We start from the raw sequence: 20,901 nt of genomic DNA, 5'->3' as shown, positions 1-20,901 counted from the left end.
CCGGATCAGCTCCCGCGCACGCGTCCCTGGAATCGGGGGGTGCCGCGGCCCATCGGCAGCTTGAGCTTGCCGATGGTCTCGATGCGCTCCTCGGCCAGGCGGTCTGCGGCCTGGTAGGTCGGGATGTTGTCGCGGTCGGCGATCTCGAAGATGCGGCCGAGGTTGTGGTAGATCGTGCGCATCATCCGCATGGCGCGCTCGCGGTTGTAGCCGTCGATCTCCAGCGAGATGTTCATCACGCCGCCGGCGTTCACCGCGTAGTCCGGCGCATACAGGATGCCGCGGCGCGTGACTTCGTCGCCGATGGCGTTGGTCGCCAGCTGGTTGTTGGCCGCGCCGCAGATCACCTTGGCCTTCAGCCGCGGCAGCGTCTTCTCGTTGACCGTGCCACCCAGGGCGCAGGGCGAGTACACGTCCACGTCCACGTCGTAGATCTCGTCCAGGCCCACGGCCTCGGCACCCAGCTCGCTCACCGCCTGGTCCACGCGCGCCTGGTTGATGTCGGTGACGAAGATCTTCGCGCCGCGCTCCTTGAGCAGCTTCGCGAACTCCATGCCCACGTGGCCCAGGCCCTGCACGGCGTAGCTGTACTTGCCCACTTCCTCGTCGCCGAACTTGCGGTTCAGCGTGGCCATCAGGCCCTGCAGGGTGCCGTACGCGGTGAACGGCGAAGGATCGCCCGAACCGCCATGCACCTGGTGCACGCCGGTGACGAACTGGGTTTCGCGGTACACGTACTCCATGTCGCTGACGTCGATGCCCACGTCCTCGGCGGTGATGTAACGGCCGCCCTGCGAGTCCACGAACTGGCCGAAGGCGCGGAACAGCGCCTCGGACTTGTCCTTCGACGGGTCGCCGATGATCACCGCCTTGCCGCCGCCCAGGTTCAGGCCGGCCACCGCGTTCTTGTAGGTCATGCCGCGCGACAGGCGCAGCACGTCGTTCAGCGCTTCCTGCTCGCTCGCGTAGGGCCACATCCGCGTGCCGCCCAGCGCCGGCCCCAGCACCGTGTTGTGGATGGCGATGATCGCCTTCAGGCCGACATCGGGGTTGTGGCAGAACACGACCTGCTCATGGCCGTAGGTCCCAAGCTGTTCGAAGATCATCGATAACACTCCGTCGCGGACGCCGCGCAGGGCGCGCGTGTCCCTTGATCAGGTTGGCGAGAAAAAAGGGCTTGCTAGATGTGAAAAAACCCGCGGCGCGGGCTGGTCCTGCTGGATTGGCGCGGCATTCTACGCCCCTCTCCCGGGAAATGCCCGTGCCCTCCGTGAAGGCCGTCCGCTGCCTGCGGAGGTGCGGAAATCCGTACGAAACCGGCTAAAGCTGCGATTCCACCGGCAGCCAGCCGACCACGCGGGCAAGGGTGCGCGGCCACCAGCCGGATTCAGGTTCGCGGTCGAGCACCACCGGCGGGTCCTCGGCGCGGTCGAGCCAGCGCAGTTCGCCGTCGTCCAGGTACACCCAGTAGCTCTGCTCGGCGCCCGCCAGGCGCAGGTACTCGTTGCGCAGCGCCAGCGCCAGCGCCTCGTCTTCGAACAGCACGCCCATCTCGGTATTGAGGTCAATCGAGCGCGGATCGATGTTGAACGAGCCGATGAAGCCGTGCCGGTCGTCGACCACGAACGCCTTGGTATGCAGGCTGGCGCCGCTGCTGCCGAACAGGCTCGAATCCGAACTCGCCTGCGGCCGCATCTCGTACAGCTTCACCCCGGTGCGCAACAGGTCCTTGCGGTAGTTGGCGTAGCCGCCGTGCACCGCCACCACGTCGTTGGCCGCCAGCGAGTTCGTCACCACCCCCACGTGCGCATCGCGCTCGCGCACCAGCGCGGCCAGTGCGGCCACGCCCTCGTCGCCGGGCACGAAGTAGGGCGAGATCAGCAGCGCCTTGCGCTGCGTCCCGCGCACCACCTCGAACAGCTCCGAGACCAGGTACTCGCCGGGCTGGTTGTCCTTCCACTTCAGCGGCGGGTCGGACAGCACGCGGATGCGATCGGTCCAGTACGGCGTAAGCTCCTTGGCGATGTAGGCGCGCACGTTGGGCGAGAGGTCCACGCGGTCGAGGTAGCGCCGCGCCACGCGGCCGTTGGCCTCTTCCTGGATGCCGGCCAGCACCGATTCGAGCTTGCGCCGCGGCTTGCGGTTGAGCTCGGCGATCGGTACCACCGCGTCGCTGTTCCAGAAAGTGTCGAAGATCGCGCTGGCCTGCGGCACCGCCGGGCCGAACAGCAGCACGTCCAGGTCGCGGAAGTTGGTCTGGTTGTGCGCGTCGAAGTACTCGGTGCCCACGTTGCGCCCGCCCACGATCGCCACCTGGTTGTCGGCGATCCAGGCCTTGTTGTGCATGCGGTAGGTGATCGAGAACATGCGCTGCAGCATCTCGATCACGCGCCCCACGCCGTCGCGGTTGCGGAACGGGTTGTACACCCGGATCTCGATGTTCTGGTGCGAATCCAGCGCCAGCAGCGCGGCGTCCTTGCCCGAGGTGTTGATGTCGTCGAGCAGCATGCGCACGCGCACGCCGCGCTCGGCCGCCTTCCAGGCCTCGTACATCAGCAGGTGGCCGGTGAGGTCGTCGTGCCAGATGTAGTACTGCAGGTCCAGGCTGCGCCCGGCCTGGCGCGCCGACATCGCGCGCGCGGCGAAGGCGTCCAGCCCGTCGGGCAGCAGGATCGCCCCGGTCTGGCCCGGATACCGCGCCAGCAGCGGCTCCAGCTCCTGGTCCAGCGCGGTCTGCCCGGGCTTCACCGGCAGCGCGAACCCGGGCAGGCCCGTGGCCGGCGGCATCAGGCGGTCGGCCAGCAGCACGCCGCTGCCCACCAGCAGCGCCAGCGAGAACAGGCCCCACACCGCGATGCGCCTGGCCCGCGACAGCATTCGACAGGATCCCCCGTGGATGTCCGCGGCCATTGTAGGACGGCCCGCGCCGCCGCCGGGTGGCGAGCCTGAACGGACCCGCGGCGCCGGTGGCCTGTGTCCCGCATCGATTGCGTCGCCTTGACGCCCGCTGGCGCCGCCCCCAATGTCCGCGGCCCGCGAAGGGGCCGCCGGCACCATCCGCCGGCGCATGGTGTAGATCCGGTCCACGCGGCCGATATCGACCACCGCGGGACACGCGCCAACCGGCGCAGATGGATATCCACAACTGGGGACAACATGGAACGAATGAAATCGCGCGGCGCGATCGCCGCCATCGTCGTGGGCGCGTGCCTGGCCGGCGGCGTGCAGGCGCAGAACAAGCCCGTGCAGCCGTGGCAACCGCAACAGGGCGAGCAGGATCCGGCCAAGCGCGTGCCGCAGCCCACCGCCGCCGGGCAGGGCGAGGGCACCACGGCGCAGCCGCAGGCCTGGCAGGCCGCACCGGCGCAGGCGCCGGCCTATGCCGCGCCCGACTACGTGACGCCGGATTACGAGCAGGGCCGCGGCGGTGCCTTCATCGGCGTGTCGGCCGGCAAGGGCTGGGTTTACGAGGGCGTGAGCCAGTCCGCGCGCCAGCTCAGCGCCGGCTATCGCTGGCAGGCCGGCCCGGTGGCCCTGCTGGGCGTGGAAGTGGCCGCCGGCAAGCTGTCGGCCGAGACCCATGGCGGCTGGCGCTACGACCCGGTCGATTTCGCCAGCGTCGGCTTCAACGGCCGCTTCAACTTCGGCCGCCATAGCCCCGTCTACGCCCTGGTGCGTGCGGGCTACTGGGCGGCGGACGCCAGCGTGAACGATGGCGCCCAGCGCGCCGACATCGACGGCGGATACGCCGGTGTGGGTCTGGGCGCTGACATCGGCCGGCACTTCAGCCTCGGCCTGACCTTCACCAGCTACGTGTATTTCAATGACGTGTATTGGGACAGTGTCAGCCGCGCCGACACCCTGCTGTTCGGCGGCGAATTCCGCTTCTGAACCCGGCGCTCGCCGGGCCGCGACTGGCCCGGCGTAGCGGAGGCTGACCGCGAAGGGGCAGCGGAAAACTCCGGTTTCCGCTGCAACCATCTAGAATCGGGGTTCACGAGATTCTCGGTGCCCGATCCATGAACCAACCGGCCAGCTCCCCCACCGCCACCGTCGCGCCGGCGTCCACGCCGCTGCGCTTCGTCACCGCCGCCAGTCTGTTCGACGGCCACGACGCGGCGATCAACATCATGCGCCGGCTGATCCAGTCGCAGGGCGCCGAAGTCATCCACCTGGGCCACAACCGATCGGTGGAGGACGTGGTGCGTGCCGCGCTGCAGGAAGACGCCGACGCCATCGCCCTGTCGAGCTACCAGGGCGGCCACGTCGAGTACTTCAAGTACATGGTCGACATGCTGCGCGAGCGCGGCGCCGGCCACATCCGCGTCTTTGGCGGCGGCGGCGGCACGATCACGCCGGAGGAGATCCGCGAACTCGAGGCCTACGGCGTCGAACGCATCTACCACCCCAACGACGGCATGAAGCTGGGCCTGGTGGAGATGATCGAGGACGTGGTGGCGCGCGCGGCGCGGAGCCGTGATTCGGCATTGGTGACTGGTGGTTCGAAAGAGCCAAAGCCCGCGATTGGCGACGAGATCGCCATCGGCCGGATGCTCAGCGCCATCGAGGATGGCGCCATCTCCGAATCCGAGCTCGCCCTGATGCGCAAGGGCTGGGCCAGCCCCCGCGCTTCCCAATCCCCAATCCCCAATCACCCATCACCGATCACGCCAGTGATCGGCATCACAGGCACCGGCGGCGCCGGCAAGTCCTCCGTCACCGACGAACTGCTCAACCGCTTCCTCGCCAGCTTCCCGCAGATGCGCATTGCGGTGATCAGCGTCGATCCCACCCGGCGCCGCAGCGGCGGCGCGCTGCTGGGCGACCGCATCCGCATGAACTCGTTGAGGTCCCACCGCGTCTACATGCGCTCGATGGCCACCCGCCGCCAGAACGTGGCGACGAACGCCGTGCTCCAGGACTGCATCGGCTTCCTCAAGGGCTTGGGCTTCGACCTGGTGATCGTGGAGACCGCCGGCATCGGCCAGAGCGATTCGGAGATCGTCGACCTGGTCGATTTCCCCATGTACGTGATGACCAGCGACTACGGCGCGGCCAGCCAGCTGGAGAAGATCGACATGATCGACTTCGCCGAGCTGATCGTGCTCAACAAGTACGACCGCCGCGGCGCCGAAGACGCCCTGCGCGACGTGCGCAAGCAGTGGAAGCGCAACCGCGTCGCCTTCCAGGTGGCCGACGAGGACGTGCCCGTCTATCCCACCATCGCCAGCCAGTTCAACGACCCCGGCATCAGCTGGATGTTCGCCAACCTGTGCCGGCTGCTGCGCGAGAAGGGGAAATGGGGTCAGGTTCATTCTCCCACCCATTTCGATCAGTCGTTGCGAGGCGAGGGGGAAAATGAACCTGACCCCATTTCTTCCCCCCGCTGCGATTTCAATCCGCAGATCGACACTAGCCTCAAGGAACCCCGCGCCACGGTGCTGATCCCCGGCAGCCGCGTGCGCTACCTGGCCGAGATCGCCGAGCAGGGCAGGGCGATCAACGCCAGCATCGAACGCCAAGCCGAAGCCGCCGACCGCGCCCAGTCCTTCTGGCAGGCCCTGCAGGAGCTCGAGGACCCCAAGCTCCCCAAGGCCCTCGACCTCTACGACAGCGCCGACCTGCACCCGCAGCAGTCCCTTCCCCCGCAAAGCGGGGGAAGTCCCCGCGAAGCGGGGGATGGGGGCCAGGCGTTCGCCGCCGACCGCTCCCTGTTGACCCTGCGCCAACGCTACAACGACGCCGTCCAGTCCCTCTCCAGCGACCACCTGCGCAACCTGCGCGAATGGCCGCAGCGCCTGAAGTCCATCACCGACGAGGTCAACGAATACCAGGTCCGCGGCAAGACCATCCGCGTCGAGAACTACCGCGAATCCCTCAGCCACCAGAAGATCCCCAAGATCGCCGCTCCCACCTACAAGAGCTGGGGCGAGCTGCTCACCTTCCTGGGCAAGGAGAACCTGCCCGGCAGCTACCCCTACACCGGCGGCGTCTACCCCTACCGCCGCAGCGGCGAAGACCCCATCCGCATGTTCGCCGGCGAGGGCACGCCCGAGCGCACCAACCGCCGCTTCCATTACCTGAGCGTCGGCCAGCCGGCCGCGCGCCTGTCCACCGCCTTCGACAGCGTCACCCTCTACGGTGAGGACCCGGCGCCGCGCCCGGACATCTACGGCAAGATCGGCAACTCCGGCGTCAACATCCCCACGCTGGACGACATGAAGAAGCTCTATTCGGGCTTCGACCTGTGCGCGCCGACCACCAGCGTGTCGATGACCATCAACGGCCCGGCGCCGATGATCCTGGCGATGTTCATGAACTGCGCCATCGACCAGCAGGTGGAGAAGTACCTCAAGGCCGATCCCGACCGCTGGGCCGACGCGCAGCGCAGGATCGACGCCTTCTTCGAAGGCCGCGAACGCCCGCGCTACCACGGTGAACTCCCGCCCGGCAACGACGGCCTCGGCCTGGCCCTGCTCGGCATGACCGGCGACCAGCTGGTCGACGCCGAGACCTACGCCCGCATCAAGGCCGAAACCCTCTCCACCGTGCGCGGCACCGTGCAGGCCGACATCCTGAAAGAGGACCAGGCCCAGAACACCTGCATCTTCAGCACCGAGTTCGCCCTGCGCATGATGGGCGACATCCAGCAGTACTTCGTCGACAACGGGGTGCGCAACTTCTATTCGGTGTCGATCTCCGGCTACCACATCGCCGAGGCCGGGGCGAACCCGATCAGCCAGCTCGCCTTCACCCTGAGCAACGGCTTCACCATCGTCGAGTACTACCTGGCGCGCGGCATGAAGATCGACGACTTCGCGCCCAACCTGTCGTTCTTCTTCTCCAACGGCATGGACCCGGAGTACACCGTCATCGGCCGCGTCGCCCGCCGCATCTGGGCGCGCGCCATGCGCGAGCGCTACGGCGCCAATGAGCGCAGCCAGATGATGAAGTACCACATCCAGACCAGCGGCCGCTCCCTGCACGCGCAGGAGATCCAGTTCAACGACATCCGCACCACGCTGCAGGCGCTGTACGCTCTGTTCGACAACTGCAACAGCCTGCACACCAACGCCTACGACGAGGCCATCACCACGCCCACCGAAGAAAGCGTGCGCCGCGCCGTGGCCATCCAGATGATCATCAACAAGGAGCTGGGGCTCAACTTCATCGAGAACCCCTGGCAGGGCAGCTTCGCGGTGGACTACCTCACCGACCTGGTGGAAGAGGCCGTCTACAAGGAGTTCGAGGCCATCAGCGAACGCGGCGGCGTGCTGGGCGCCATGGACACCATGTACCAGCGCGGCAAGATCCAGGAAGAGTCGCTGTACTACGAGCACAGGAAGCACGACGGCAGCTTGCCGTTGGTGGGGGTGAACACCTTCCTGCCCAAGGAGCATGCGGGCGAGGTGACGACGGAGATCGAGCTGATCCGGTCGACTGAAGGGGAGAAGGGGCAGCAGATTTCTAACGTTAGAAGCTGGCAGGCCTCACGCAACCGCCTGGCGCCGGAAGGGGAAACGGCGCACGCGCATGTGGTTGAGGATGAAACCGTTGCCGGCGAAGTGCACGACGGGCACGGGCTGGCGTATCTTCAGGACACGGCGCGGCGGCGGGGGAACGTGTTCGAAGCGCTGGTCGAAGCGGTGAAGACGCACTCATTGGGGCAGATCAGTCATGCCTTGTATGAGGTGGGGGGGGAGTATCGGCGGAATATGTGATTAACGGAGGTCGTTATGGGGGTGGTGCTGACCGTAATGAATATGAAGGGCGGCGTAGGTAAGACCACGGTTGCCATGCATGTGGGAGGGGCTTTAGGTCTTTATAAATGGAAAGATAAAGATGTTCGAAAAGTGCTATTGATTGACTACGACCCGCAATTCAATCTTTCTCAATCGTATCTTGCTTCCGCAGACTATTTTCCGCTTGAAAAATCAAAAAAGACAATCCTTTCAGTTCTTCAGGATGATCCGAAGAAGCTGGATCCGTACAAAATACAGGTTCCCGGCTCAACTAACCCGCCACCCGTCTCTTCTCTGGCAAGAAACATATGGAAGACTGCCTTAGGAGCTAGGCTGGACGTAATACCCTCAACGCTCGATCTGATGTATCTAGCGCTGGGTAAGGCCGATAGCCAGGTAGGCGTCATTGAGGAACGGTTTTCCGCCTTTATTGCCGATTGTAAAAGCCAGTATGATTTGGTCGTGATAGATTGCCATCCGGCTGGGTCACTTATGACAAAGACTGCGCTAGGAAATTCGGATCACGTTCTGATTCCGGTTGTTCCTCAAAAGTACGCAGTTCGCGGCATTGGGTTAATGCTGGATTTCATCAATGCCAAGAAGCACGGTTCGAATGGGCCAAAGCCTCATATACTTTTCAATCGGGTTCCGCGCACTGGGCCGACACCCGAGGAATTGGAGATTCGCTCCAATGCTAAATACAAGCAGTATTGCTTAACCAACACTTTAAAGAACTACTCGGCTTTCTCGGAGCCGCAAGAAGGCAAGGGTTTTGTATGGTTGAGCTCAAAACCATATAGCCAGCAGGCAAAAAGGAACATGCAAGTTGTTTCATATGAGGTTGGCGAAAAGATTGGGGTCTGGTGATGGATAAGCGCCAACAACAGAGAATATATCGAGAGGTCCTGTCTGCGTTGCTGGGATCCAAATTGACGACATCCGACCTCAGACAGCTGTCGGAGATGTTGTTGGACAGCTCGTTCTCTTATCGATTAGGTAGAAATATCTATGAGCTCTCCAAGTCTATCGATCCTCAGTTTTCTATTGACTGGCAGGAAGAGCTGGAGCCAGCGGAGAGTTCAGGAGACGAGGAGTTGGTGAGTCTTGCCTACAGCGTAGTTCAGCGCAGGCGCATGCCGAAACGGGCGCTGATTTCGCTCCTTAATGCCGTCTCAGCGCGGAGTGTTGGAAAGCTGTCTGAAGATATGCCCGCGAGAGCTCTTCTGCAGGTGTTCTTTGCGAAGGCCTCTACTAAGCAAGCTCAAAATTTGCTGAGAGAGCTTGGAATGGAAGTGGGTGAAGATCCCTACCTTGGTGGTATTTCGACAAGATCGCGAGGCTAATCGTGGGCGACCATCTGAAAGCCGCTCTTCGATCGGTCGACTGGACGGGAAATGTTGAGCATCTCTGCTTAGATGATGCAATCGCCGGACGAATAGAGAGATGTAATATGGTTCTCGCGCTGTGGGCGTCTCAGATCGAGAATATAGAAAAGAATAATCCGGCTATGCCATTCTTAAGGGAGATGCAGCGCGGAGGTCATGATGTGGCTTCCTGCATGGCATTGGGATTGTACAAGCCAGCAGCATCCTCAATGCGTTCATTGCTTGAGTGTGCGCTCTACTACACTTATTTTCGTGTGCATCCAGCAGAGTTGCGTTCTCTAATTCTGGATGAAAAGTACTATGTTACGAAGAGCGATATCGTAGAGTTCTTCAAGGCACATGTTCCCGACTATAAGTCTCGTCAGTCCTCGCTGAATTTTGGTGATCGCTTAGAGAGTTGGTATAGCGTGACCTCTGCGGTCGTGCATGGTCAGCTGCCAGGCCTTTGGGCCCCAGTTTCGGGTTCGGGGTTGAAAGACGTTAAGCATAACGAATCTCTACTTGAGATAGTTGTAACTCATTTTGAAACAGCAGTGAAGATTGTTTCAGATCTCTTTCTCTGTGTCCTTGCCCAAGAGATTTGGGCCTTTATTGACAGTGGTGCAAAGAAAGAGCTTATCTCTGGAATGCCGGGGCATGCGAAATCCACTTTGAAGCTCGACATGGCTTGATTTACATGCCGGCCAGGACAGGGGGTGACTGCAGAATGGGGCCGGGTTCACTTATCGTCGTTTGAACACTAGCTATGCCCTAGGAGGGTTCTCATCAAGACCATAGGCCTAGCGGTTTCCTTCGCAGTGCTACTTCTCGTTAGTAGCGCGCTTGGTTTCCTCGGGAAGCCCGCTGAGATGAGCCTGGCGATCATAGCGGGAGCCCTCGGTCTAGCCTTCTCCAACATTGACAAGCTTTCAAGGTTCAAAGGCGCAGGCTTTGAGGCCGAGATGAAGATGGTCGAGGCGATCATCGAGAACCAAACGGAACCAAGCTCCGAGCAGAGGGAAGAGGCTCGAAGAGCCGATGCGATCACCGACATTGAAAGTCGAGTTCTGAATTCTTTACAAAAGCCGGGCTACACCTGGCGCTATGCGAAGACAGTGGCTGGGGAAGTCTCGCGCCCCCTGCGCGAAATCGAATCAACGCTGTCCTCTCTCATGTCTCGCGGTCTGGCCAAGAAAGCGGCCGGTTCAAATGGTGAGATATGGGCCGCAACAGCAGTTGGTAAGAGCGTGCAAGAGCAGCACGAGCTTAAAGCTAGGTGATAGGAAAGAACGGGGCTAAGAACGGGGCCAGGTGTAGTTAATCCGATGCTTCTTCTGCCCTGCGGCGTGGACGATGGGCAGGGCGGGCGGAGGCGAAGCGCCTGGTCTTGGCTTCGGCCTGACGCCAGCGGCCTATGCCAAACAGCTGGCCGAGTCGGCTACAGTAAACCCGGACTCCAGATCAGACCGCTACTGAAAGCGGGGGGACGTCGGGCCCGCTCCCGGCATCGCAGTGCACCCAAAGTCCCGTTCACGGGTCTTTCTTGGCCGGCACCCTGATTCGGCTCGGCGGCCTTCCCGCAAGGCGCCGGTGCGGCAGTTGCGGTCGTCGATGTACTGCACGTAGCCGCGTCTCAACGCCACCATCATGCGCCCAACACCGCCTGCGGCCATCGGCGCTACCAGCAGGTGCATGTGGTTGTTGATCGGATGGCCGCTCGTCATCTAGCACTAGCTGGAGCTATCCGGGGTGTGATTGATAGCACCCCGGATAGTGAAGCAACTCAATTCAAGTAAAGGATGGATCGCCAGAGAATTCCAAAAATGTGAGCTGATTTTCGGGCTTCTGATTGAGGCGTGGCTTCCATTCCAAGCCCGTTCCGGGGAAGTGTTCTGGATAGTCAACAATCTTAAACTTGAAGAGTGAGACCAGGGTGGAAATGACGCTAAGCAATGCGCGGGTGAAGAGGGCAGATATCCAGCCTAGGAGGTCATTTAACCATCCAGGAGCGTCACAGAACCCGAATGTGATTGCGGAGCCAGACTTCAGAGAGAATCGAAAATATACGCCGTCATTGTCGAAAGATGGACGTGCTTGAATGCCGAAATCTTTCAAGCCTAGCTTGATGCAGATGCCCTCACATCGCCAGTCGCCCCAGTTCTTGGGGTCCAAGTCAGGCACGCATCCGCGAACGTAACCCCCGACTTCAGCTGCGGCTTCGACTTGAATTCCGCCCTTTATAACGCTGGCGGACGCAGGGCCAACGGTGTACCACCACCCTGCTTCTGCCTTCACCAAGTGATCTAGTTTCTTTCCGTAGCTGCTCGAGCCAGAGGCCTTAAGTTCGCTCTTTGCTACTGCATCGAACAATCGGTCATTTGCAAGTAGGAGCAAGTTCTTGTCGAACGCTTTTTTTGCAAGCTTCTGGCCAGAACCTGCGGCCTTCTTCTGCGCTTCTACTTCACGGCTCTTTAGCCAGTTTAGTGATTGTGACTTTTCGGGCTTCCATCCATAGAAGTCATCGTCTGTCATTCCCGAAAATTCCTGACGATACTGGTCATTGAACTCATCAAGGAGGCTAGCCACAGCGGTATGTATCTCGGTAACCGCCTGGCTGGGGATGTAGTTGACCTGGGCGCCGACGATCAGATAGTTATCATCGACTGAAAGAAGCGACGGTGAGATTGATGCGCCATCAGAGATCTCAATTGCACGCGGCAGCTCCCATTCGTTGACGAAGTTCGTAAACTGAATGGCAAGCACTTGGTTTACAAGAAAGAGAAAGAGCTTTTCGAGCTTCGTGCACCACTCGTCATTGCTTGAAATCGCGGAAGCAGTCCCTTTCTTATCTTTTTTGTGATTATGTGTGCTAGCTGAAACTGTAGACGTTTTCCCAGTTGACTCGACTGGTTGTGGCAATACCCGTTTCAGTTTGCCTACTATCTCCTTCAATAGTTCTGGTTCTGACTTAGAGAACGCTACCCGGATCGCTTCCAGGCGTATTGCCTTCTTCTCGGACGAGTATTCCTTGAAGTAAATGAGGCATCTGGCGTCAATGGACCAGTTGAAACCAATCGAGAAGTCGACGTCGTTGGTGTGCCCCTTGAACACTGTAATCGTAACTTCCACCTTCTTCCCTGTCAGTTCCACGTTTGGTGGGGCAAAGGCGTCCAGATATGTTTCGGCATTCGTGCTTTTTTTGGCGTCCTTGTAGTGTGATAAGAGGACATTCTTTATTTTTGACTGTGGGATTTGCTTCAGGTTGAAGGTCAAAGCCTCCTGAATTTTGTATCCGACAGTGACGCGAGACTCAAACTCATTGAAATCTACGCCGCCTTTGTACAGATTGGGAACAGATTTGAAGTGTCCTTTTGAGAAGTTATTTAGGAAGTTCTCATGAACTGCAGCCGCTACATCAACGCCGGCGTCTTGAAGCGATTTGTATGGGAATGCCATTGCTCTACTCCCGGGTCATAGTTGCTCCATCTTGGATTACCTCGTTTACATGGTCGATCTGAGCCATAATGCTGGCATCTTCGCTTGAGCAGGTAAGCGGCTGCAATAGTGCTCGGACTGTCATGCAAATCTGGCAACGCTGAATCCCGGGATTTGCGGACACGTAATGGTTGCTTCTTGGCCCGATGCCGCATTCGGGTTTTTCTAGAGACCCGTGCACCTGCCGCGACACCCATCCCCACTGCGCCTCGGCACTGTGCACGGGCCCGGCGCGCGCCGGGCACCCACTCGCATGGAATGCAAAGGAGCCTGCCGTGACCCAGAACCTGCTGTCGCTCACCCTGTCCGACGAGGACGTGGCCGCCGTCAACGCGGCGCTGTCCGACCTCGAATCCCGCCTGTCCGGCCTGCTGGCGCTGGACAACGCCACCCGTCGCTAGATCACCAAGATGGGCGACAAGTCCGAGGCCTTCGTGCGCCAGACCCTGACCGTGCTGGAGCAGAACCCCGACATCGTGCCGCCGGCGCTGGGCCTGCCCGAGGCCCAGGCCGACCTGGCGGCGATGGAGCGCCTGCGCCCGGTGCTCAGCCGCCTGCAGCGGCTGACCGAGCGCGTGTCCGACTCGGAAATGGCGCTGGGCAGCGACCTGATGAACACCGCGCTCGAAGGCTACGGCCTGCTCAAGGTCTCCGGCCGCAACCGCGGCCTGGAAGGCGCCGCCGAAGCCCTGGGCGCCCGCTTCGCGCGCCGCAGTGCCCGTCCAAGCGCCGTGCTGGCCGACTGACGACTAGCGCGCCGGGGCGGAGAGCCCCTCCAGCGTCGCCCCTCCGCCAAGGCCCCGTTCGCGGGGCCTTTTTGCTGGCCGGCGGCCCGGAACAGCCGGCGCGCCGCCCGAATCTTCCCAACGGCCGACGAAATTGGCCCGCCCGCGGGCCTCATTGCTCGGCGGTCGGACCGAACAAGCCCGCCGACGGGGCAATTCGGTCCATCGTCCGCCAGAAACGTCCCGCGTGCGGGGCAAATCAGCCCAACGACGGGCCCCTGAAGCCGGCGCGCCGGGCGATTCACGCGGCGCGCGGGCTTAATCGCCCGGCGAATGGACAAATTTTGTCCAACTACCCGTGGTTGCCGTGTCGGGGAAGCAGTCGGTTGGCCAGCCGCGCGCTTGGCGCACCTGGCGGCCATGCGTGCGCGGGTGTGGCCCCAGAGCCCAGGAAAGTGGTCTTCATCCCTTTCACTGGCGTGTCCCCTGCCATGCCGAAATTGGCATGTTTCAACGCGGTATCCGCATGGCTGGAACCAGGGCGCAGCCGCATGCCGCAGCTATCCTGAGTCGCGCGGGGGCGGTGCCACTGCTTGCGCGGACGGCACCGGCCTGGCGCCGTCCGCACAGCCATTCGAATCCCGGGGGAGACGACGACTGATGGAGCATGAGCAGAAGGTGGACCTGATGCGGCGCAACCTGTTGCTGGGCTCGGCGGCGCTGGGCGCGGCGACATGGATTCCGCCGGTCTTCGCGGCATCCGGTGGCATCGCGGCCACGATCGATGCCGGGGCCACGCGTCCGCCGATTTCGCCGATGATCTACGGCGGCTTCATCGAGCACATCGGCAACCTGATCAACCACAGCCTGTGGAGCGAGACGCTCGACGACCGCAAGTTCTATTACGGCGTCGTGGCGCAGCGCGATGAAAAACCGACCGAAGGACGTGCCGCACGCGCCTACGTCGAGAAGTGGGTGGCCATCGGCCCGGTCGCGGCGATCGCGCTGGATACCGAACGTCCCTACGTGGGCGAGCACAGCCCTGTCGTCACCCTCGAGGGTGCGCAGGAACGCGGGATGGTGCAGCACGGCCTGGCGCTGAAATCCGGTGCCGGCTACGGCGGCCGCATCGTGCTGTGGGCCGATCCCGGCGTGACGGTGACCGTCAGGCTGGTCGCAGGCAACGGCCGCGAGGCGCTCTCGACCCGGCTGCGCGCCTCGTCGGAGTGGGACACGCAGCGTTTCAGCTTCAATCCCGGCGTCGACACCACCGACGCTCGCCTGGAAATCGTCGGCCAGGGCCGCGGCCGCTTCGGCGTGGGTGCGGTGTCGCTGATGCCGGCGGACAACGTGCGCGGGTTCCGCGCCGACACCGTGGCGCTGATGAAGCAGATGAACTGCCACATCCTGCGCATGCCGGGCGGCAACTTCATCTCCGCCCACGACTGGGAGGACAGCGTCGGCGACCCCGACAGGCGCCCGCCCGTCCTGGATCCGGTATGGAAGGCGGTGCAACCCAATGACGTGGGCGTGGACGAGCTGCTGCAGCTGTGCGAACTGATCGAATGCGAGCCGTTCTGGTGCGTGAACACGGGCTTCGGCGACCCACGCTCCGGCGCCCAGCTGCTCGAGTACGTCAACGGCAGCGCCGACACCGAATGGGGCGCGAAGCGCGCGGCCAACGGCCGCAGCCAGCCCTATGGCGTGAAGTACTGGGCGGTGGGCAACGAGATGTACGGCCACTGGCAGTACGGGCACATGGCGCGCGACCAGTACACGGCCAAGCACAACATGTTTGTCGACCTGATGCGCAAGGTGGACCCGGACATCTACATCGTGGCCCCCGGCGGTTTCGTCGACGAGATGACCACCGGGCAGGGCATCTTCATCGCCGGCCAGCCGCAGGTGCACGTGGGTTCCGACCGCGACTGGGCCTACGGCATGTTCAAGAACAGCTGGGGCCGCTTCGATGCACTGGGCACCCACGCCTATCCGCCGGCGAACAAGCGTTTCGACCTGGCCACCGGCAAGCTGGTGGACGTCACCAAGACGCTCAACGAGTGGGCGCACCAGATGCCCGACCGCATCCGGACCATGGTGGACGCCTGGGAGGAGTACAAGAAGCACTTCCCGGAACTGGAGAAGGGCAGCGTCAAGGTGTTCTTCGACGAATGGGCCTTCCATTTCGAGGACGACCTCAAGGGCGCCCTGGCGATCGCCGCCGCGTTCCACGAGTTCTTCCGCCACACCGACTTCATCGCGATGGCCGGCTACACCATGGCGACCGCCTGGCTCAACTTCGACCGCACCCGCTCGCAGATCAGCATCAAGGGGCGGATGTTCCAGTTCTACCAGGAGCGCTTCGGCACCGTGCCGGTGGCGGTCGACGGCAACTCGCCCACGCCCGCGCCGAAGTACCCGGTCGGCGGCGACCAGCCCAGCGTCAATACCGGTGGCCCTACGTATCCGCTGGACGTGTCCGCGGCGCTGACGGCCGACGGCAGGACCCTGGCCGTTGCCGTGGTCAACGCCACCGAGGAGCCGCACAGTTTCTCGCTCGCGCTGCAGGGTTTCCGGCCCAGGGCGGCGGGGCGGTGCTGGAAGTTCACCGGCCCCGGTCCGGATGCGAAGAATCCGCTGGGGGAGCCGGAGCGGGTCGGCGCGACGGAGTCGGCGTTCGACGCCTCGGCCGGTGAGCTGACCGTCGGCCCGGCCAGCGTGGAGATCTACCACTTCGAACGTGCCTGACCCCCGGCTGGCCATGCCCGGGCGCTTGCCCGGGTACGACCGCCGCATCGCTCTGGGTCCGCCCCGGGAGGCACGGGAACGGGGTCGGGATTACCTGATCGTCCGGTTCACGGCGCGGCCAATGTGCCGGCCGACGCCGGCGAAGCGCCGGGGCCTGGCTTCGACGACTACGCGGAAGTCGTCCCGGCCCCATGCGCGTTGCGGCTGCAAGGCATGGAGCAGTGGTGCCCGGCGCCGCCACGAGGGTGGACATTGGCGGACTTCCAGGCCCGGATGGCAAATCTCGCCGGGCCGCCGGGCGAAGCGGGTTGCTGCAAGGCGTCGCTCGCAGCGGTCTGGAAGGATCTCACGCGTTCAGTCCGCAGCGCGGCCTGTCAGGCAATCGGCGGTCGCCTGCACAACGCTGCGCAGGGTCTGCACGTCTCCGGATTCCAGGGCATCGCACACCGTGTCCCAACCCAGACCGACCACTTCCGCGACTGCCCCGATGCCGAATGCCCGGACCACCGTCAGCATGGCATTGCGCAGCAGCACAGCGTCGTCCTCCCGCAGAGCATCGGTGAGGTAAGCAGCGATCGCCTCATCGCTGTCGAGGAAGTACGCCGCGTCGAAAGGGCTGGTCTTGACCTTCATGCGCTGAACCGACGTCGGGACCGGGACGCACAACCGTGACGGATTCTGGTCTCACATGCTGCGACGAAAGCGACGAAAGGGGACGGAGGGAACTAATCCGACTGCCGGCTGCTGCAGGTTGAACGTATCAGGGGTAGCCGAGCACCAGTTCGGTTCAATTCCCTCCGTCTGCTTTCGCCGAGGTTTCCGGCCGCTGCACGGACGACACTGATTGGGACACATGCGCCGGCCCTTCCGGCCTGATTACCTCCTTGCCCTTGCGTCGGACGGTGCTTCGACGGCAGGGTCGAGGTGAGCACGCGTGCTCAGCAAGGCCGGCCTGCCGCAGTTTCGCCCAGCTCGTTGATCGCGTCGTTTTCCACCACACGGGGCGGAGCGGGCATACGCGCGAGCGCGAGCATCGCCCTGCCGACGTGCGCGGTGCTCGTCATCAGGCGCGGCAACCGCCGCACGCCCCATCCCATGACGGGGGCGGCCAGTGCGTAAAACGGTCGCATCCAGGCGTGCGGGCTGCGCTCCCCGTGCGCGGGCTGGATGCCGCCGGGACGCAGCATCACCGTGGCGATGGACAACGCATCCAATGCCGCCTCGGTCTGGCCTTTCACGCGCAGCGGCATGAAGCGGCTCGCGGGGTCTGCGTTCGCGCCGGAAATGTAGATCAGGCGGCCGCCGGGGTTGCGCTGCGCGTAGGCGCGCGCCACGTGCAGGGTGAGGTCGTGGGTGATATGCCGGTAACGGTCCTGCGGGGTACCCAGCGGCGGCGCACCTGCACAGTAGAAGCAGGCGTCGAAGGGGGCCAGGCGATCGAGCACTCCGGAGAGCTCGTCGAACCGTTCGACCACCAGATCCTGCACGCGTGGATCGGCGTGACCGAGCGCGTGGCGCCCAAGCACCGCCACCTGCGAGACGTCCGGGTCCGCCAGCGTTTCCACCAGCACGCCCTGTCCGACCAGCCCGGTGGCGCCTGTCATCAGGATGCGCATGCGAACCTCCAGGGGAGCCATCTGCACGCGAGTCTAGCCTCCGGCGTGTGTGCGGAATGCGCGAGGGTGCGCGAAGGGCAGGGCGGCGGCGCCATGGGCCTGGCTACGAAGGCGTGGTCCAGGTTGGCCTAACCACGCCGACAGGCCATGCTGCACGCTCGACCCGATCTCATCCCGTACCCATGACCCATCGCTTCGCCCATGTCGTCCTGACTTCCGCCCTGATCCTGGGCACCACCGGCTGCGGTGCTTCCCCTGCTCCTGGCGCCGCTGCAGACGCGGCGCGGCCGCAGCCGGACGCGGCACCGGCAGGGCGATCCAAGCCGCCAATCAGCAAGTTCGAGGCCTACACCCGGCGCTTCGAGGGCGAGACCCTGCTCACCCAGAGCCATGCCACCGGCCATGTCGGAGACGTGTTCTTCACCCACTGGAAGGATGGCGGCGAAGCCTCGTTTAAACTGGACGAGCAGGGCAATTTCAGGATCGACTGGATCGGCGGCAACTACAACTACGTCGGCGGGCCGGGCTGGGAGCTCGGCGACCGCAACCGCGTGATCGGCTACCGCCTCGACGAGGACTCGGGCGCGAGCTACGTGACCCTGTACGGCTGGGGCTACGACAAGGACATGGACCCGGCCGATCCCGCCCACCTGGTGGAGTACTACGTCATCCAGCGCGGCGTGCGCACCCCGGGCCAGGGCGGCGAGCAGGGCGTCTCGTTCACCAGCAACGGCGTGGAGTACACCACCTGGCGCACCGTCCGCACGCAGAAGCCGTCGATCAACAACATCGCCACGTTCCACCAGTACTGGAGCGTGCCCACGGAGCAGTTGCCGCTGGGCGTCGATCACGAAATCGTCTTCGCCGACCATGTCGACGCCTGGGAGCGGAACGGCTGGACGCTTCCCGACATGGACAACTTCGACGCCAGCGACGATCCCACCTACCAGGTGTTCGCGGTGGAAGTGTTCCTGGTTGAGAAGGGAGGCGCGGTCTCGGGTCGTGTTTGGGATGGGGGGAGATGATCGGATTGGAGGGAGTGCAATCTGCTTTAAGCGGTCTTGGCCCCCGTCTGGCACTTCGATCGCGGATCGGCTGCCTGCCGTGAAGAAGGAGGGTCAATGCGGCACGCGCTCGACTGTGCGCCAACGCTGTCCGCGCTGACCCCCTTCTTTCGTAGTATGCCGCTAGCGCCAGTCCGGCGCAGGGGAGGGGTCATGAAGAGTTGGATCGTGCGCTGCGTCGCGGTGCTGTCGTTGCCTGCATGCCTATTGGTGGCGCTTCCTGCATCAGCGCAACTAATCCATACCGTTGCCGGCAATGGACAGGGCAATCTTTCCGGCGATGGAGGAAGGGCTGTCGACGCGTCCATTAACGAACCGCAGGGGGTGGCAGTTGGTCTCGATGGAAAGGTCTACATTGCCGATAGCTTTAACCACACGGTTCGCGTTGTCCATCCGGACGGAACCATCGGCAGCGTAGGGGGAATAACCGTGCCATTGGACCTGACCGTGGCTGCGAATGGCACGCTCTACATCACCTCGTTTAATTCCAACATTTACCGCATCTCACCCAACGGAGACGCTGCGCAGTTACTCTCCGGCCGCTACGGCTATTCCGGCGACGGCGGTTTGGCAATCAATGCCAGTGCGCAGTCCCCCCAAGGTATCGCGCTAGATTCATCAGGAAATGTCTACTTCACTGACAGTGGCACGCACCGGGTGCGCCGAATCTCCACCAACGGCATCATCGAAACAGTGGCCGGAAACGGTGTCGCAGGTTCATCCGGCGACGGCGGACCTGCGGTACTCGCCAGCCTGAATTCGCCGTACGATGTCGCGGTTGACAGCCGCGGAAGGCTATACATTGCCGACGTCGTCAACAGCCGAGTACGAGTAGTCGATACCAATGGCGTCATTCAAACGCCTGTTGCCGACAGTTCTGGCGTATGGTTTGTCGAAGTCGATCCGAACGGCTGGATCTATTATGGCGGATACGGTGGTCACGTAGTCAAGCGATACGACGGTCGCAGCCTCCAGAGGCTGGTTGGAACGGGGTCGCCAGGTTATTCGGGCGATGGCCTACCTGCATTGCGGGCTAATCTGTATCGGCCGCGACGCATCGCCTTCGACGCCGCAGGCAGTGCGTATATTGCCGACCAAGGAAATAACCGGATCCGAAAGGTAGTGCTTGATGAAGCCACCACATGGGCGTCGGATTTCGACGGGGACGGAGGGTCGGATGTGCTCCTCCGTCATCAGGCAGAAGGGCGCAATACCATCTGGATGAATGGCTCCAGCCGTACGGTTTGGCCAATGGCTGCAGTGACAAACCTAGACTGGCGTGTCGCGGCGTCAGGCGACTTCGATGGAGATGGGCGGAGCGATGTGCTTTGGCGCAATCATCGCACTGGATCCAATCTGGTTTGGTCTGGCGGAAGCTATCTGGCGCAAAAGCAGCTTGCCCGCGTATCCAACCTGGCGTGGTACGTGGCGGGTGCCGCAGACTTCGATGGCGACGGAAAGGAAGACATCCTCTGGAGAAATGGGGAGACAGGTGCTGGCGCCATCTGGCCCTCTGCTGATGGCGCGTCTTCACGAAATGTTGTGCGCGTTAAGAACCTGGATTGGCGAATCGAAGGTGTCGGCGAGTTCAACAATGATGGAAGGGCTGACATCGTCTGGCGAAACCCCGTCACCGGCGCAAACGTCGTATGGTTCTCAGGGGACTATTCGCGTCAGAGGACGCTGGCTGCAGTCGCGAGTACGTGGTCGATCCAAGGTCTCGGCGACTTCAACGGGGACGGGGAAACCGATGTTGTCTGGCGGCATTCCCAGAACGGTCGAGGTACCATCTGGCTTTCCGGTCGTTACTCCGATCAGCAGCCCCTCGTCCGCATCACCAATCCTGCGTGGTCAATTGTCAAAGTAGGTGATTTCAACGCCGATCGGAAGTCGGATCTGCTTTGGCGCAACCTCGACACTGGCCGGATGGTGATCTGGCGATCTGCAAACTATTCGGATCAGATGGTCGCCGGGAGTCTGCCGGACCTCGGCTGGTTGGTCGGCAGATAGAGCTGGAGAATAGGTCCGTGAGGCTCAGGTGATGGCTGCATTGGTGGCGGAGCCAGCGGTCGGTCCGCCTTCCCGGGCTCGGTTCTTCGCCATCGGTAAAGCAGTCGCCTGTGTCTGCTATGAATGCGGTGGCGCGA

Annotated in this window: 16 protein-coding genes; 11 read left to right on the top strand and 5 right to left on the bottom strand. The window is 62.8% G+C overall.

What is annotated here, in order from left to right:
- Positions 1-5 precede the first annotated feature (5 nt).
- Together ACFQ2D_RS02620 and ACFQ2D_RS02615 are read right to left on the bottom strand one after the other, a co-directional pair.
- Positions 6-1,106 (bottom strand): Glu/Leu/Phe/Val dehydrogenase dimerization domain-containing protein, encoded by a 1,101-nt coding sequence (locus ACFQ2D_RS02620; protein ID WP_280942042.1) that lies wholly within the window; start codon positions 1,104-1,106, stop codon positions 6-8.
- Positions 1,107-1,320: 214 nt separating this feature from the next.
- Positions 1,321-2,877, bottom strand: a complete 1,557-nt coding sequence (locus tag ACFQ2D_RS02615) for a phospholipase D family protein (RefSeq protein ID WP_280942041.1) — start codon at positions 2,875-2,877, stop codon at positions 1,321-1,323.
- Between the two features lie 288 nt (positions 2,878-3,165).
- On the opposite strand from ACFQ2D_RS02615, the gene ACFQ2D_RS02610 reads away from it, so the two are divergent.
- The 6 genes from ACFQ2D_RS02610 (at position 3,166) to ACFQ2D_RS02585 (ending at position 10,386) form a co-directional block, all read left to right on the top strand.
- Entirely contained in the window at positions 3,166-3,891 is a 726-nt protein-coding gene (locus tag ACFQ2D_RS02610; RefSeq protein ID WP_280942040.1) for an outer membrane beta-barrel protein, read from the top strand.
- 128 nt (positions 3,892-4,019) lie between these two features.
- Positions 4,020-7,721: a methylmalonyl-CoA mutase family protein gene (locus ACFQ2D_RS02605; RefSeq protein ID WP_280942039.1), complete on the top strand. Its 3,702-nt coding sequence runs from the start codon at positions 4,020-4,022 to the stop codon at positions 7,719-7,721.
- 15 nt (positions 7,722-7,736) lie between these two features.
- Positions 7,737-8,609 carry a ParA family protein gene (locus ACFQ2D_RS02600; protein ID WP_280942038.1) on the top strand — a complete coding sequence of 291 codons (873 nt, stop codon included), beginning with the start codon at positions 7,737-7,739 and terminating at the stop codon, positions 8,607-8,609.
- Between the two features lie 101 nt (positions 8,610-8,710).
- The gene (locus ACFQ2D_RS02595) at positions 8,711-9,085 is read left to right on the top strand and encodes a hypothetical protein (protein WP_280942037.1); all 375 of its coding nucleotides are present in this window, start codon (positions 8,711-8,713) and stop codon (positions 9,083-9,085) included.
- A gap of 2 nt (positions 9,086-9,087) precedes the next feature.
- Positions 9,088-9,798, top strand: coding sequence for a hypothetical protein (locus tag ACFQ2D_RS02590; protein ID WP_280942036.1), 711 nt, complete (start codon positions 9,088-9,090; stop codon positions 9,796-9,798).
- 177 nt (positions 9,799-9,975) lie between these two features.
- Positions 9,976-10,386 carry a hypothetical protein gene (locus ACFQ2D_RS02585; RefSeq protein ID WP_280942035.1) on the top strand — a complete coding sequence of 137 codons (411 nt, stop codon included), beginning with the start codon at positions 9,976-9,978 and terminating at the stop codon, positions 10,384-10,386.
- Between the two features lie 508 nt (positions 10,387-10,894).
- On the opposite strand, the gene ACFQ2D_RS02580 is transcribed toward ACFQ2D_RS02585, so the two are convergent.
- Entirely contained in the window at positions 10,895-12,562 is a 1,668-nt protein-coding gene (locus ACFQ2D_RS02580; protein ID WP_280942034.1) for a hypothetical protein, read from the bottom strand.
- Between the two features lie 314 nt (positions 12,563-12,876).
- On the opposite strand from ACFQ2D_RS02580, the gene ACFQ2D_RS02575 reads away from it, so the two are divergent.
- From ACFQ2D_RS02575 to ACFQ2D_RS02565, 3 genes are all read left to right on the top strand, one after another.
- Positions 12,877-13,002, top strand: a complete 126-nt coding sequence (locus ACFQ2D_RS02575) for a hypothetical protein (protein ID WP_280942033.1) — start codon at positions 12,877-12,879, stop codon at positions 13,000-13,002.
- A 9-nt stretch (positions 13,003-13,011) separates the two neighbouring features.
- A complete protein-coding gene (locus ACFQ2D_RS02570; protein WP_280942032.1) occupies positions 13,012-13,347 on the top strand; it encodes a hypothetical protein in 336 nt (111 codons plus the stop codon).
- A 639-nt stretch (positions 13,348-13,986) separates the two neighbouring features.
- Positions 13,987-16,074 carry an alpha-L-arabinofuranosidase gene (locus tag ACFQ2D_RS02565; RefSeq protein ID WP_280942031.1) on the top strand — a complete coding sequence of 696 codons (2,088 nt, stop codon included), beginning with the start codon at positions 13,987-13,989 and terminating at the stop codon, positions 16,072-16,074.
- A 354-nt stretch (positions 16,075-16,428) separates the two neighbouring features.
- Here the strand turns inward: ACFQ2D_RS02565 and ACFQ2D_RS02560 are convergent, their stop codons facing one another.
- Together ACFQ2D_RS02560 and ACFQ2D_RS02555 are read right to left on the bottom strand one after the other, a co-directional pair.
- Positions 16,429-16,707: a helix-turn-helix domain-containing transcriptional regulator gene (locus tag ACFQ2D_RS02560; RefSeq protein ID WP_280942030.1), complete on the bottom strand. Its 279-nt coding sequence runs from the start codon at positions 16,705-16,707 to the stop codon at positions 16,429-16,431.
- 305 nt (positions 16,708-17,012) lie between these two features.
- Complete coding sequence (locus tag ACFQ2D_RS02555; protein WP_280942029.1) at positions 17,013-17,690, bottom strand: oxidoreductase; 678 nt, start codon at positions 17,688-17,690, stop codon at positions 17,013-17,015.
- A 182-nt stretch (positions 17,691-17,872) separates the two neighbouring features.
- On the opposite strand from ACFQ2D_RS02555, the gene ACFQ2D_RS02550 reads away from it, so the two are divergent.
- Together ACFQ2D_RS02550 and ACFQ2D_RS02545 are read left to right on the top strand one after the other, a co-directional pair.
- On the top strand, positions 17,873-18,715 hold the full coding sequence (locus ACFQ2D_RS02550; RefSeq protein WP_280942028.1) for a glycoside hydrolase family 11 protein: 843 nt from the start codon (positions 17,873-17,875) through the stop codon (positions 18,713-18,715).
- Between the two features lie 192 nt (positions 18,716-18,907).
- The gene (locus ACFQ2D_RS02545) at positions 18,908-20,764 is read left to right on the top strand and encodes an NHL domain-containing protein (RefSeq protein WP_280942027.1); all 1,857 of its coding nucleotides are present in this window, start codon (positions 18,908-18,910) and stop codon (positions 20,762-20,764) included.
- Positions 20,765-20,901: the final 137 nt, after the last annotated feature.

The sequence above is a fragment of the Luteimonas composti genome (genome assembly GCF_042678665.1).
GTDB classification, from domain to species: Bacteria; Pseudomonadota; Gammaproteobacteria; order Xanthomonadales; family Xanthomonadaceae; genus Luteimonas; species Luteimonas composti.
Note: the sequence above shows the minus strand (reverse complement) of the source record. Positions and strands in the feature narration are given on the sequence as shown.